This window comes from Pseudomonas sp. 37 R 15 (assembly GCF_900004865.1).
GTDB classification, from domain to species: domain Bacteria; phylum Pseudomonadota; class Gammaproteobacteria; order Pseudomonadales; family Pseudomonadaceae; genus Aquipseudomonas; species Aquipseudomonas fluorescens_AM.
This window is the reverse complement of record NZ_CVTV01000049.1, coordinates 316,085-331,928: the sequence shown is the minus strand read 5'-3', so window position 1 is coordinate 331,928 and position 15,844 is coordinate 316,085. Positions and strand designations below refer to the sequence as shown.

Annotated in this window: 5 protein-coding genes; 4 read left to right on the top strand and 1 reads right to left on the bottom strand. The window is 61.2% G+C overall.

Features of this window, described 5'->3' with window-relative positions:
* Positions 1–280: 280 nt before the first annotated feature.
* Positions 281–1,693 carry an amino acid permease gene (locus tag BFQ04_RS16830; protein ID WP_065951775.1) on the bottom strand — a complete coding sequence of 471 codons (1,413 nt, stop codon included), beginning with the start codon at positions 1,691–1,693 and terminating at the stop codon, positions 281–283.
* Between the two features lie 559 nt (positions 1,694–2,252).
* Here BFQ04_RS16830 and BFQ04_RS16825 point away from each other — a divergent pair.
* The 4 genes from BFQ04_RS16825 (at position 2,253) to BFQ04_RS16810 (ending at position 15,667) form a co-directional block, all read left to right on the top strand.
* The gene (locus BFQ04_RS16825; protein WP_065951774.1) at positions 2,253–5,351 is read left to right on the top strand and encodes a transglycosylase domain-containing protein; all 3,099 of its coding nucleotides are present in this window, start codon (positions 2,253–2,255) and stop codon (positions 5,349–5,351) included.
* 209 nt (positions 5,352–5,560) lie between these two features.
* Entirely contained in the window at positions 5,561–10,639 is a 5,079-nt protein-coding gene (locus tag BFQ04_RS16820) for a dermonecrotic toxin domain-containing protein (protein WP_065951773.1), read from the top strand.
* 182 nt (positions 10,640–10,821) lie between these two features.
* Positions 10,822–13,875: a hypothetical protein gene (locus BFQ04_RS16815; RefSeq protein WP_065951772.1), complete on the top strand. Its 3,054-nt coding sequence runs from the start codon at positions 10,822–10,824 to the stop codon at positions 13,873–13,875.
* Positions 13,826–15,667, top strand: a complete 1,842-nt coding sequence (locus BFQ04_RS16810) for a dermonecrotic toxin domain-containing protein (protein ID WP_371914515.1) — start codon at positions 13,826–13,828, stop codon at positions 15,665–15,667. Before BFQ04_RS16815 ends, BFQ04_RS16810 begins: the two co-directional genes overlap by 50 nt.
* The last annotated feature ends 177 nt before the right edge of the window (positions 15,668–15,844 follow it).

The following is a 15,844-nucleotide window of genomic DNA, read 5'->3' as shown; positions in this document are numbered from 1 at the left end:
AACCGGGATCGACCCAACATCCTGATCGGTCCTGAGGCCGCCTTCGGGAGCAAGCCCCCTCCCACATTTGAACCGGGATCGACCCAACATCCTGGTCGGCCCGGAGGCCGCCATCGGGGGCAAGCCCCCTCCCACATTTGAACCGGGATCGATCCAACATCCTGATCGGTCCTGAGGCCGCCATCGCGGGCAAGCCCCCTCCCACAGGAGATCTGCGCTAACTGATCGGCATTAGGGCAAGCCTGCTCCCTATTTCCCGGCTCCGGTTCGGCCTAAGGATTCAGGCAACTGAACGCCCCGTCGCCTGGGTCGGCTGCAACTTGAACACGTAATACAACACCGTCAACAGCACCAGGAACGCAGGGCCGACATACAGCGCCACACGGGTGTCCGGGAAGTACGCCATCAGGCCCACGACCAGCAGCAGGAACGCCAGCGCCAGGTAGGAACTGACCGGGTACAGCCACATGCGGTATTTGAGGGCCGCTTGCTCGGCCGGGCTCAAGCCCTTTCGGAATTTGAGCTGCGCCAGCAGGATCATCAGCCAGGTCCAGATCGCGCCGAAGGTGGCGATGGAGGTCACCCATACGAACACCTGGTCCGGCACCAGGTAGTTGAGCAGCACGCCCAACAGCAAGGCAAAAATCGACAGCAGCAACGCTTTACGTGGCACGCCATTGCTGGACGTGGTGCCGAAGGTGGCCGGAGCCTGGCCATTCTGCGCCAGGCTGTAGAGCATGCGCCCGGTACTGAAGATGCCACCGTTGCAGGACGACAACGCGGCGGTAATCACCACGAAGTTGATGATACCCGCGGCGGTCTTGATGCCCAGGCGTTCAAAGGTCATCACGAACGGGCTGCCCTGGGTGCCGATTTCATTCCACGGGTAGATCGACAGGATCACGAACAACGCGCCCACGTAGAACAGCAGGATGCGCCAGAACACCGAGCCGATGGCGCTGGGAATCGTCTTCTGCGGGTTGCGCGCTTCACCGGCGGTGAGGCCGATCATCTCCACGCCCAGGTAGGCGAACATCACCATCTGCAACGACATCAATACGCCCTGTACGCCATTGGGCATGAAGCCGCCATGGGTCCACAGGTTGGAAATGCCCAGCGCCACGCCGTCATTGCCGAAGCCGAAGGCAATGATGCCGACGCCGCCGATCACCATGGCGATGATGGTGACGATCTTGATCAAGGCGAACCAGAACTCGAACTCACCGAACGCCTTGACCGCGATCAGGTTGATGGTGCCCATGCTGATCAGCGCCGCCAGGGCCCAGATCCAGCGGGGGGTGTCGGGGAACCAGACGCCCATGTACACCGCCACGGCAGTGATTTCCGCGACGCAGGTCACCAGCCACAGGAACCAATAGTTCCAGCCGGTGAGAAAGCCCGCCAACGGGCCGAGGTAATCCTGGGCATAACGACTGAACGAACCGGCGACAGGGTTGTGCACGGCCATCTCACCGAGGGCTCGCATGATCACCAGGATTGCCAGGCCGCCAATGATGTAGGACAGCATGATCGCCGGGCCGGCCATTTCAATGGCCTTGGCCGAGCCGAGAAACAGGCCGACGCCGATGCAGGCACCGAGGGCCATCAGGCGAATATGCCGTTCACCGAGTTCGCGTTTGAGCGGGCCGCCTTGAGCGGTCTCGCCAGGGGGCAGTGGTTTGCCAACAGGCATAGGGATACAACCTCGTTTTTATTGGATTTATCCACCGAGCCTGCGGCGTAAGAACGGGGGGTTCAGACACCGGCTTGGCCGAGTTTGCCTCGTGGGCAAACCTACCTGGCGCACGGAGTGGGACAGGTCGGCGGGACGTGCAGTATAAAAAGCTCCCGATAGGGCTTTTCACTCAATAAACAGCAATATTTGGCGATATACCCCGAAAAAACCGGCTGCCACGGAGGTGCGCTAGTGGTCTAGACCGGCCTTCTCGGCGCAAAACGGCGCGGAGTATTGCATACCTTTGAAGGGGTGGGACATGTCGAGCCCGGTGCAGGTGAGAATCCCCGACCACCGTGTGCACACGAGTCATTCACTACCGCAGGCCGCAGAGACAGCCGTCGTCAAATCGCCTGGTGGATCAGCAATCGAGCCGCAGGCCTGCATGACGGCCCCCACGGCACTGCTACCACAGGGCCTTCTGCGCGATCTTTAACCAACAAACCTCATGGCGCAGGTAATCCGCGTCTACGCTTCAGACAGGTCCGATCAATCTGCAAGCATGGATCAATCGACTATGGGCGCTCTGTGGCAAACCGGTCCCGTCAAGGCTGAACTCGACAACGACAGCCCGTCTCCAGCGTCTTTGCCTGCAAAAAAACATCCCTGGCGCCGCCTGGGTTGGCTGATCCTGGTAATGGCCTTGATCGCCCTGGGCTTTGCCGCACACCGGGAAATCCACACCGCCCGCTGGCAGGCGCGCGAATTCAGCCAGTGGGCCGCCACATTGACCTACAGCGTGGCTCCAGGCGCCAGCGATGCGATGGTGTATCCCGGCGCCGGGCCGTTCGACCGACGCCTGGGCTACAGCGACCTTGGCGAGTTCCTGCCGCGCTTGCTCAAGCGCAACTACCTGATCCAGTCCCAGGCGCGCTTCTCCGAGGCGCTGATGGACTACAGCCGCCACGGGCTGTTTATCCCCTACGCCGAGAAAATCCAGGCCGGGTTGACCCTCACCGATTGCCGCGCCGCACCGCTGTATCAGTTCAACTACCCGACCCAGTTGTATGCGCGCTTCGATGACATTCCGTCGCTGATGGTCAACAGCCTGCTGTTCATCGAAAACCGCGAGTTGCTGGCGCCTGTTCCCGCGCAGGCCAACCCGGCGGTGGATTGGCCGCGCTTTGCCAAGGCCGCATGGTCACAGCTCGCCCGTCAATTGCACTTGCCTGGGCAGACCGCGGGCGGCAGCACCCTGGCGACGCAACTGGAAAAGTACCGCCATTCGCCCGAAGGCCTGACCCTGTCGGGCAGCGAAAAGATCCGCCAGATGCTCTCGGCCAGCGTGCGTGCCTACCAGAATGGCCCGAACACGCTTGTCGCCCGGCAGAACGTGGTGCGCGATTACCTGAACAGCGTGCCTTTGTCGGCCGTGCCCGGGCATGGCGAAGTGCATGGCATGGCCGAAGGCTTGCGCGTGTGGTACGGCGCCGACTTCACCCAGGTCAATCGGGCCCTGCTCGACACGGCATCGACGCCAGCCAGCCTGGACGCGCGTGGCCTTGCGTTGCGCCAAGTATTGTCGCTGATGATCGCCCAACGCCGCCCTTCCCATTACCTGGCCAAGGGACGCGACGAACTGGCGCGACTCACCGACAGCCACCTGCGCCTGCTGGCGCAGAACGATCTGATCGAGCCAAAACTGCTCAAGGCCGCGCTGGCGGCGCATGTCACCTACCGCGACTGGCAGCAACAGCCGACCGTCCAGCCCATCGACACCAACAAGGGCATCAGCGTCGCCCGCAGCCGCCTCGCCGCGCTGCTCAACCGACCGCTGTACGACCTTGACCGCCTGGACCTTTCCGCCACCAGCACCTTGCAGGGCGAGCTGCAAACCCAGGTCACCGACTACCTCAAGCAATTGGCCGACCCGACCTTCGCCGGTAAGACCGGCCTGCTCGGCGAACGCCTGCTGACGCCCGCCAGCACCGCCCAGGTGCGCTACAGCTTTACCCTGTTCGAGCTGACTGCGCAGGGTTCGCGGGTGCGGGTGCAAACCGACAATACCGACCAACCCTTCGACATCAACGAAGGCAGCAAGCTGGAACTGGGCTCCACGGCCAAGCTGCGGGTACTCACCACTTACCTGCAAATCATCAGCGAACTGCATGAGCGCTATGCCGCGCAAACACCGGCCGCCCTTGAAAAAACCGAGATCGCCGAGCAGGACCGTATCAGCCGTTGGGCCTTGGACTATCTGATCCACGCCGCGGACAAATCCCTGAGCCGCATGCTCGCCGCCGCCCTCGACCGTACTTACTCGGCCAGCCCCAGCGAAGGCTTTTTCACCGGTGGCGGCCTGCACCACTTCCACAATTTCCGTCACGAAGACAACGGCCGCAACCCGACCTTGCGCGATGCATTACGGGAGTCGATCAACCTGCCGTTCATTCGCCTGATGCGCGACCTGGAACGTTACGTCACCTACACAGGCCCCAATAACAGCGCGCAGTTGCTCAAGGATGACGACGACCCACGGCGCCAGGAATACCTGGCCCAATTTGCCGACCGTGAAGGCACCACCTTCCTCCTCAAGTTCTGGAGGAAATACCAGAAGAAAGACACCCAGGCACGCCTCGATACCTTTCTCGACAGCCTGCACCCCACGGCGATTCGCCTGAGCGCCGTGCACCGCTACCTGTTTCCCGAGGCCGACCAGGACACGTTCAACCGTTTTGTGCGCTCACACCTGGGCACTGCCAAAACCAGTGACAAACTGACCGACGAACGCTTGCGGCGGCTGTACGCAGACTACGGCCCCGGCACCTATGATTTGCCCGACCAGGGCTATATCGCCAAGGTCCACCCGCTGGACCTATGGTTGCTGGGCTACCTGCTCAACCACCCCGACGCGACCTTTGGCGAGGTCGTCAAGGCCAGCCAGTTCGAGCGTCAGGAGGTGTACAGCTGGCTGTTCAAGAGCCGCCATCAGCGTGCGCGCGATAGCCGTATCCGCACCATGCTGGAGGTTGAAGCCTTCCTGGATATCCACCAACGCTGGCGGGCCGTGGGCTATCCCTTCGATCACCTGGTGCCATCGCTGGCCACCGCCATCGGCAGCTCCGGCGACCGCCCTGCCGCATTGGCCGAGCTGATGGGGATCATCCTCAATGACGGCGTGCGTGCGCGGGCAGTACGCATCGACAGTCTGCACTTTGCCGCCGATACGCCTTATGAAACCCGCGTGATCAACGACCCGGCCGAGGGCAAGCGGGTGATGCCGGTAGAAGTGGCGCGGGCCTTGCGTGGGGCTTTATCCCAAGTGGTGGATGCCGGTACAGCGAAACGCGTGGCCGGCAGTTTCAAGCTGGACGACGGCACACCGCTGGCCATGGGCGGCAAGACCGGAACCGGCGACAACCGCATCGAAGCCATCGGCGCTGGCGGTCGGGTACTCAGTTCCAAGGCGATAAACCGCACTGCCACCTTTGTGTTCTTTATCGGTGACCACCACTTCGGCACGCTCACCGCCTTCGTCCCAGGCAGTTCGGCACAAACCTTCACGTTCACCTCGGCGCTGCCGGTGCAAGTGCTCAAAGGCATGGCGCCCATTCTGCTGCCGTACCTGAAGCCAGGCAGCCAGACGCTGTGCCAGCCCGTGGCCGGGCAATACTGAAAACAGGCGTCGGGCAAAAGGCCGCGCACTCTTCGCCCGGTCGGGCCACCGCGCTAGGAGTGAACGCCTGACGATGCCAGATTTCTTCGGTGTGATAGAGCCATCGACGCTACAGCCTGCCGGGCACCCAGCATCAATAGACTGTTACTGCCCGGCGCTCCCTTGCGCGAGCCTAATCTGAGTGTCCGCCCCCACTGCAGAAATACGCCATGACCGCCATTGCCCCCGCCACACACGAAGATAAGGGCCAGCACTACGACGTCATTCGGGAAGCCTTGCCCGACTGGGTCACCAAGCTGTCGATATCACGCATCAGCGCTTTGAAAGCCAGCCGCAAAACGATTGCGCCCTGGTATAAAAGTGCCTCCTCCCACCAGCATCAATTATTGAAAACCGCGGTTGCCGAACATTGGAAAACCCAAACCCTCGTCGACCAGAAACTCGCCCCGATCACCGATCTCAAAGGCTTCGCCGAGCCGTTGTTAACAGCCGCGCTGAAACAGCAGTACAACCTTGATGTCGATGTGCGCAGTACCTGCCTGCGGCTCTATGCCCCGGCTGACCGGCCATGGTGGGTCATGGATTTTGGCGGTGGCGTGCAAAGCCGCACGGTGTCGCTGCTGGACGCGGCACTGCACAACTTTGCCGACAGCGAGGCGTTCACCGCCGATTCGCAATTTATCACCCTGCCCGACGCCTTGGGTCATTTCGAAGTCCTCCCCCTCAAAGCCCGGCTGTCGATCCAGCAGTTCAAAGCGCTGGTTCGCAACCTGGACATCGGCGCCCAGTACCAACAGCATCTTGAGAACTATCTCGGCCGCACCGCCCCGGTGGTCGAGGGCGTGCTGCGCGCCCGGGTGATGCTCAACCAGCAGGCCGCCCTCACGGTGGCCGCGCGCATGGCGTTGATCAAGGGCGATATCCAGGCGTTGGATCATGCGTTGATCACGGGTTTGATCAAGGGCCAGCAACACCTGATGCTCGACGGCAAGGCCGCGTACTGCCATGACCTCAGCCTGATGGACGCCACCTTGACCGGCGTGGTGCTGATTGCCGCCGACCTGGAAGTCAGTCGCCAGGCAACGCCCGTGATCGCCTATATTCCGGATGACCCGCAGCACCCACTCAAGCGCTATCCCTCGACGGTTGCGTTCATGCAGGCACTGACGGGGCAACTGCGCCAGCCCGACTATCAGCAATTTTTCAGCCGGTTTGTCGAGCATCAGTACCAGGGGCACTTTTTCAGCCAGTTGGACACGCGTTTGAGCCAGGTGAAATGGCATCAGCGCGCGCCCGGCGATCCACAGCCGACCTGGCGTGACACGCCCCTCGACAACCCCAACCTGCAGTTCAGCGGGACGCGTGTGCGCACGCCACTGTGGGAGCATCTGTATCAGCAAAGCCTCAATAAAATCCTCAACGATGCCCGTGAACTTGCGATCGCAACCGCCTACGCGGACCGCATGGCACGTTGGGCCTGGTGGGATAATCTGGAAAAAATCCTCTCGGACATTCTCAACGCGGCGCTGCTAGTGGTGACCCCCTTCGTTCCGTTTCTGGGCGAATTGATGCTGGCCTATACCGCTTATCAACTCGCGGACGAAGTGTTCGAAGGGCTGTTGGATTGGGCCGAAGGCCGAGGGCTGGAGGCCATTGAACATGTGGTCGGGGTCACGGAGAACGTGGTGCAACTGATCGCATTCGGTGCCGCCGGGCACCTGGCCCATCTCAAGCTGTCCGCCTTTGTCGAGGGTTTGAAGCCTGTGACGCTGGCTGATGGCAAAACCCGTTTGTGGCATGCGGACTTGAGCCCCTATGAACAAAAAGCCGTAACCCTGGCCCCCGACTCAAAACCCGATGCCCAAGGGTTTCACTGGCACGCCGGCAAAAAAATCCTGCGCCTGGAGAACAAACATTACGAGGTCAGCCAGGAACCCGACACTGGCCGGCACCGGATCGCCCATCCACAACGCCCGCACGCCTATCGTCCCGAGGTGGTGCTTAACGGTCAGGGTGCCGTGATGCTGGAGGGCGAAGAACCCAGGGCCTGGGACGACTCACAACTGCTCCAGCGCCTGAGCCCCGTCACCGCCACCTGGCCACCTGCACGCCTGCAGCAGTTAGGCGATATCAGTGGCACCGAACCCGGCGCGCTGAGGCATATGTACGCCGAAAACCAGGCACCGCCGCCGCTATTGACCGATACCCTGAATCGCTTCGAACTGCGACAGCACATCGACACGCTCAGTGAACCGTCCGCCGACAACGGTGAAGCCGCTTATTGGTCCGCCGACATGGTAACGCGAATGCCTGGCTGGCCGGCCGATAAAGCCATCGCGGTGTTCGAAGCAGCCGACCTGAGCGGCGAGCCGATGCAGCATGGCGCAATGCAGGCAACGCAGGCGTCGACGCTGGCCATCAGCCGTGAAGCGTTATTGGCAGGCCGGTTAACCCCACGAATCGTAGACTTTCTGGACAACGCCGAGCTTACCGCTCTACTCGGCAAGCCCTTGCCCGCCGACAATGAGGCGCGGGCGCAAACCCTGCGTGAACAGCTGAGCCGTTACGTCGCCACACGCAAGGACGATATCTTCGAGCACCTGTACGGTTTCAAACGCCAGTCAAACAGCGCCCACGGGTTGCTGCTGCAACGCCAGTTCCCCGAGCTGCCCGACAGCCTGGCCCGAGTGATACTCAACCAGGCCCGCCCGGCGGAAGTGCAGTTGATGAACGACGAGAAGCGCTTGCCGCTACGGCTCAAGCATCAGGCCAGGGAATTACAGTTCGAAGCGCGAACCACCCACGCCTACGAAGGTTTCTACCCGGGCAACGCGCCCACACCCGATACCGAACGGCTGCTGCTCAACGCGGTGAGAATCCACAGTGACGCGTTCGCCAACCTGCGCTTGAGCATCCGCGAGCAAGTGCCCAGCGGGCACCTGCGTTGCCAGGTCGGTCCGGACGAGGCGGCGACCGATGCGCTGCTGGTACGCACAGCGCCTGGGCAATACGCACGCCATGAAGCCGGCGTCGCTAGCACCTTGGACTTGTATGAAGCCGTGCTACAAGCCCTACCCCGTGGCACCCTGGGCTTCGCGCCGGGTGATGGCGAGGCGTTGCGCCAGTGGCTCACACGCACCCTGCAACCACCTGCCGAACGCCGCACGGTGTTGGCCGAACCGCCGGTCTTCAGCGTCGCCCCCCTAGAGATCCGAGATCTGCTGCAAAAGCCGATGTTCAGCGCCCTGCGCCGTAGACTGGGGCGCGCCAGCGTAGACGAGCGCCTCAAGTCGCTGTATCCGACGCTTTGCGAAGAAGATGTAGCGGCCTATGCCCTGTCGCTGGACTCGGCCGAGGGACAGCGTCTGCTCACTGAGCTTGAAACCGAGAAAAAGCACCTGCTCAAGGCACTCAACCATTGGCAGGGGCTGCCGGCTGCCGGCACTCAAAGACGTCGCGCAACACTCCCGGAGCAGTTGTTCAGGAAGCGAGTGACTGCGCTCATACAGAGCAGTTGGGAGCAATCGGCCAAGGGGTACGAAACGGATTTCGGCGAACGCCGAGTGGGCAGTGAACTGGACCTGCGTGGAGAAACCATCTACGGGTTTGTGCAAAACTTCCCCCGATTGGACACCGCGTTGAACCACATCACCAACCTCAACCTGGCAGGCACCGACTTCACTGATGCCGACAGCCCGTTCCTGCACAATTTCCCTAACCTGCGTATGCTGGATATCACCGGCAAGCACCTGAAGACTTTTCCATCGGCCATCAGCGGTATGCGTCGACTCACCCATCTGGGCCTGTCCGAAAACCCGATTCGCTGGCGAGCGCAGAACCTGGAACACCTCAGGCAATTACACCACCTGAGGGTATTGATCCTTTCGCACAATGAACACTTGATCACACCGGCGGACATCAGCCGCATGCCGGAATTGCGCATACTGGCGCTCAACAACACGCAAATCCGCGATTGGCCCATAGGGCTGTTCGAGCTGCCCCGTTCTCCCGACTTCAACCTGAATTTGCTGAATACACCGATCACCCAGGTACCGATCGTCGAACCCGGCTCGGCGCAAGCCGAACTGGTGACACGGGCACGCCTGGACAACAACAAGCTGGAGCAAGACGCCGAGGATCGGCTGGTCAGTTACCGGCGCGCCGCGGGCCTGGATCCTTATCGCACCTATCCCCCCCGAGGCAAGCTGGACAGTCAATTCTGGTTCGAACACCTGACACCCGAAATACGCCAGGGATGGCAGGAAATCTGGGACGATCTCGAACGGGAACATGGCTCACAGGGTTTTTTTGAAGTCATCAGAAGCCAGCGACAACCCGCCCCCGACATCGTCCACGACCCGGACGATCTGGTGCGCTACAACCAGAACCTCAGACAATTGCGCACCAATGTCTTGCGCCTGCTAAGGGCCGCCGACAGTGACGAGCAAACCCGTACCGCGCTGTTCAACCTGAGCGCCATGCCGACCCACTGCGCCGATGCGGGCGCCCAGCTGTTCAACGCCATGGGGATCGAAGCCATGAAGCTGGAGGCATGGCGCGAGCCCACTCCTCAAGCCCGCACCGGTGCGCTGGTACGGCTGGCCAGACAAAAGGCGCGGCTGGACAAGGTCAACCAGATTGCCAGACACGATATCCAGACTCGCCTCAACACCCCCGCACTCAATGAGGATGGCAGCGAAGGCCCCCCGTTGCGGCTGACCACCGAAGTCGTCGACGGTGTTCCGGGCACCCTGGATGAAGTCGAAGTGTACAGCGCCTACCAGACCGGCCTGAAGGAGCGCCTGGATCTGCCTTGGTTGGCGGACCACATGCTATACCGCGATGCCGGCGATGTCGCAGCCTGGCAACTGGCCAATGCCTACGACAAGGTCATCGAGGAGGAGCAAGGCGATGGGCTGGTGAACCAAATGCTTGAGCAGTATTTCTGGCGCGACTATTTGCTCAATACCCGTCCCGAGGCGTTCCGACAGATCAAATGCCAGCATGAACAGGCCAGTGAAAGCATCGACGATTTGCGCCTGGCTCAACAGGCTTGGGCCGCCCATGAACAACTGCCACCGGCGCGCAAAAGTTCGACCACCAGCACCGAACTCCGACAGCGTCTGCTCGACCTGGCAGACGCACTGAATGTCGCCCATGAGCAAGTCCTGACCGGCGAGCCTATGACGGAAGAACGGTACTTGAGCCTGTTTCTCAAGAGTTTCTACGACGAACAGGAACTGGGCCGCCGCCTGACTCGTGAGGCCATGGTTGCCGTCGGGTTTTGACCCTCAGCAGGCACCAGGCGTGCCCCTGGTACCTGCAAAAACCTGAACTCAACGCAGAGATGAAAGGCCCATGCAGTGGTTATGTATGGCCGCTGCATTACCCTGGGTAAGTAGTGTAGGTCGAGTCGATTGTTCGATTCACGTGGGGTGCCGTCACCCTCTCTCTACAGGAAACCCAGGTTATGTCGTCACTGCCCCTTCCGCCAACCGAAGACCTGCTACGTCGGTTACCGGTATGTCTCACGGCCATTGAGCATCTGCTCGATGCCCAGCCGGACTTCGCCGCGCTGATGGCCGCCCATTTGCGCCAGGCACTGGCCGACCTTGTGCCCGACACCCCGCTTGATCCCGATGCAGTTTTTCTGAACGAGTATGTGTACGACAGCCCGACGACGGACGCTCCAGACCGCCTCGAACCAAAGCCCCGGGTCACCCGCACGCGTAATCTGACCCAGGTCCTGCAAGAAGCTATTGCCACCGGAAAAATACCGACCGAGCATGCCAAGGAACCGCAAACCGGCGTAGTCGAGCAGGCAGTGGGCTTCTACTCACGCGCTCACGACGCTGGTCGCGACGGCGAACTGTCAGCCCTTGAAGTCACGGCCTTCAATCAACTGATCAGCAACCTGCAACACGACAGCCAGGCGCTCTACTTGCGCGAGCTCGACGTGTTCTGGACGTCTGCCCAGGCAACCACCGGCGCCCTCAGCGTGTCCGAAGCCATCAGTCAAAAACAACGCATCGTGTTTGTACTTGAGTCGGATCTGACCACCTACGACGCCCTGCAAGAGGTCGCCCAGGCCGAGCAGGCGTTGCAGGAAAAGCCCACGGACACTCAAGCCCTGACGGACGTTGCCGCAGCCAAGGCCCACCTGAAGGTGTACACCGAGGGCCGGCAGCTGATCGACAACCTGGTGCTCCATGAGACCTCGGGCACCGCCACACGCCCGCAGGTGGTGGCGATCACGTTGTACTCGACGGGCCAGCCCGACTGGTCGGCGGCGCTGAACGGCTGCTTCGTACTCACCGAGCGACTGCACGGCACGCGCCCGACGGTCCTCTACACCCCGCAATTGGGCGTTGAGGTATTCGAGCAGTTCTCCACCATGGAGAACACCCTGCGCAGACGCCTGGTGGCAGGTGCCGAAAAAGGCCGTCTGCTCACCAACATTGCACTCAGCCAGCGGCGCCTTGTGGACGAAGGGTTACGCAGTGGGCAGAACCTGCGCTACACACCGATGACCGGCCCCGTATTCAGGGCGTGCCTGCAAGCCCAGCGTGACCAGCAAGAGGCCGATATCGATCAAGCCTTCAGCGCCCCCCCTACCCGGTTTGACACACTGGCGGCCGCGCTGGGCGCCCCCCTGGCACTGCCGCTCAAAGGCAGCCCGAGCTTGAACGCCCGCGTGCCTGCAGCGGTAGACCCGACGACCCTGCCGGCCCTCGCCCACACACCGCCGGACCCTGAACAGCAGGCGCAGTTGATACAGCTTTGGCACTCACTCAACCAGCAGATCGAGTACGTACTGGCCCCCGACAAACATCCTTCGCTGGAGGGTGTGTTGTCAGCCCTGCTCAAGGAGACCTTCCCACAACAGGCCCAAGAAACCGGTTTATATGTCAACCGCTACCGCACCGACAGCGACGGTCAGCGCCATTTTGAATCTTCGCAAAGCCTGTTGGAGGCGCTTTGCGCTTTATTACGCTGGGAGGATGAACCCCAGGAACAAGCGAATCACACCGAAGGTGTCTTCAGCAGCGCCACAGCCTTCAGTGCTGCCGACCAGATCGCGTATACCGGTACACTCACAGCCCTGGCGCAAACCCTGCTGGCCACGTTGAGCGCACACATCACCACTTACTGGCACACGCCCATAGCGCCTGAATTGGCCTGCCCACAAGCCAGATTGATAGAGGTGCACCGTCAAGCCCTGGATGTGCAGGCGCGCCTGGGCATGGCCGACAATACGTTGAGCCCGCAGGCCAGACGGTTGATTGATCGCGTGCTGCAATGCCCAACCCTGGCCCGTCGTGAAGCCCGCTTCAGCCACGGAAACCGCCCAGGGGTGTATCAATTAACGCTGAACACCGGTGATGCACAGGGCGTACGCCTGGCCGGCAGCTTCGTCCTGACCTCCAGCGACGGCTCCAGCCCGGTACATCCCCATTGGCCCAATGGTCATAAAAATCTCAGTACCCATAAAGCTGGAGAGGGTACGGTCGTGCTGTTTACCCCGAGCCAGGGCTTTGAAGAATTTGCCACCCTGCAAACACTGCACGACACCCTGAAGGCCCGCATCGATGCCGGTGACGACACGGGCAGATTATTGATCGCCAGCGTGCCGCTGTTGGTACTGCGCGGCAAAACCGGGTTATGGGGCAGTGACCTGCGCAACACCTTTGCACCGATAGCCAGTGATTTTGTCGCCGACAACATTCAAGCGTTACTGGACAAGCAGCAGTCCGACATCGAAGCCATCCTGGGCCTGGCCGAGGGTGAACCCGATCCGCAGAGCAATGGCCGTGTAGAACTGGTCGAGCTGTTGGACATGGCAGAGCCCTTTGTGGCACGCAACCAGCGGCTGTTGGAGCATTGGCGATCGGACTGGGAGAAGCGCCTGAGCCCAGCGGACCAGAAGGCGCTGCAAGACCACCTGCGCAGCGCAGACGAGAAACAGAACGAACTGAGCAAACAGTGGCACGCGCTGATTCCCACACTGGCCGGGTACGCCAGGCAACGGGTGCTGTTGAAGATACGCGCGTTGGTGCCAGACCATCGCGCACAGGACATTGACCCGGACCAGACGATGGTCATCCGTACCACGCGAACCCGTATCAGTGCCGGTGCCGGTTTTGGCTCAGTGCATGAACGAGTGGTGCCAAGTCGCGTCAGCCTGACCAACCTGCTGCTGCAAAACAACAAGCCATGGAGCAGGAGCTTATCCTGGACAGAGGACGACACATTGCAAGCCAACCTGACCACCGCGCAGGGCAACTGGCTGCGTAACGCCCAAGGTGAAGTCATCACCGTGGACAAGGAGCGCCTCCAAGCGTGGGTCAAAGAGCTGAATATCGGTCACGAGTACACCGAGAACATCCTCAAAAAACACCTCGCACCCCAGACCGATACGGCCGTGAAAAAAGCCTGGATGGCGAGCCAACAAGGCCGCCCTGGACTATGCAGCCTTGTTGGCTCGCTTGAGTCCGGATGCCTACAGCACAGTATTGGCCAGTGACCCCGTTCAAAACAAAGGCGCCGCCTGGATGGCGGCCGTACTCGCCGCCACAGACCCCAAGGTACGCCAACCGGTCGACGGGCAGGCAATCGTCGCCAATGCCCTGATGTTCAATCCCGCCAGCGACGCGCCCGAGGGGCGCGGTGGGCAGACCGTGAACGGGGTTTTGATACTCTCCACCGCCGTCGATGAAATGCTGGTGCTTTATACCCCGCATGCGCCCGACAGCGTGGAGCTCAGGGAAGTCGCCAGCGAGGCTGAGCTGATCAAGCTGATGCGCACTTCGGCCTGGCAGGCTTACCTGCTGGCACGTTTACCGGCGAACACGCGCTTGCTCAATCATCGCCTGGTCGCCCATCCAGGCGATGTGCTGGAGGGCTTGTACCGGCAGAATTACCTGTATTTGCTGGACAAAACCGATACTGAAAGCGTGACCAATGAGGAATTGGCCTACCAATCCACGCTTAACAAAGTGATGTTCGGCATTGAAGTCGTCATGACCGTGCTCGGCGGGTTCCCCTGGGGTGGGCATCTGACCGCTTCGGCCTTGCGCTGGGTGGGCCGAATGGGCAAGACCACGGTCCAGGCCCTACGCAAAGTGGGGCAAAGCGTTGCAGGGTTGATTGTACGTCGCGGCGGGAAGGGCCAGGTTCTGTTCGAGTTCGCAACGGCCACCACCACTGTCACTGGCGCCATTCGCACCGCCGGTATTGGTATCAAGCCGTTACAGATGCTACTGCGGCCCGCAAGAAACACGCGCAAGCCCGACCTGACGGCCTATGAGTCAGCCTTCCGACAAGAGTCTCCCGCCCTGGTGGTCAAGGATGGCATTCCGGCCGGCTCATCGTTGTCCGAAGGCACAGGCATCTATCGCACACCGAGCAATCCCCCCACCTGGTTGGTCCGTGCCGCCGATGGGCAGGGTAAAGAGCAGGTATTTCGGATTCAGAATTCGTTCAAGCTCTACGACCCCCATGGGCTGGTGGCCCCGGTGCTCACCCCCCGCGCAGGCGTCACGCCTTTCAAGCTGCGTAAACTGGCCAATCAACGCTGGGAGTTGGACACGTTGAACCGCGTGCCCGGCGGAGGGCCAAAAGTCGACAGCACCGTCACCGTTGCTCTCAGGGATTGGAACGCGCACGTCGCGGCCAATGCCCAGTCAGCCAATCCGCTGACAACGCTCAACCCAGCCGATTTTTTCAAAAGCCGAGCGATCGCAGTCAAGACCTGGAACAAATATGTAAGGCAAAGCGGCGAGATAAACGCCGCGGGTTTAGCCAAAATCGGCCCCGCGCCCGCACAAGGGTACGCAAAGTTTACCGACGACCTTTTCAAGACGTGGACAGGGCTGGGTGATGAAACCTCGCAAGCAGCGCAGGCCTTTGTCAGGGCCCATCATATCAGCCCAACCGTGTGGGCAAGGTACGTGACGAAGGGCGGCAAGTTGACCGAGCCAGGCATGACCCGATCAATAAGGCTGGCCAATCTTCCATCGGGTAAGAGAAGCAAGATCACCGATCAACACCTTCTGGACTGGGACAGGCTGTACCTGCGACCGGAAGTCCCGAGAACCGCGCCCATCACAAAAGCGCAAGTGATGAAATATGCATTTGATAATGGCCTTCACATCGACTCCTGGATGAAATACGTATCCCCCAAGGGAGGCGCTTTCCTCAGGCACAACCCGGCTCAATCGGCGCGACTTGAGCGCCTGGGAATTCCCTCCACAGCGCCGCAAACAGCCCCTCTCGACCTCTCAGCGGCAGGCCCGTCCGCCCAGGCTCCGGCCTGAACGCGCGTGCTTGACCCGCACCTTCACCCGCACCTTCACCCGCGCTTTCACCCGCACTTTCACCCGCACTTTCAATAGTTACCGCCGACACAACCCGCCCCCACCCCATGCTGATAGTTCACTCCATCAGCATGAGGACCTTGCCAATGAGCACGTCGAACACACCAGCAGCATCAC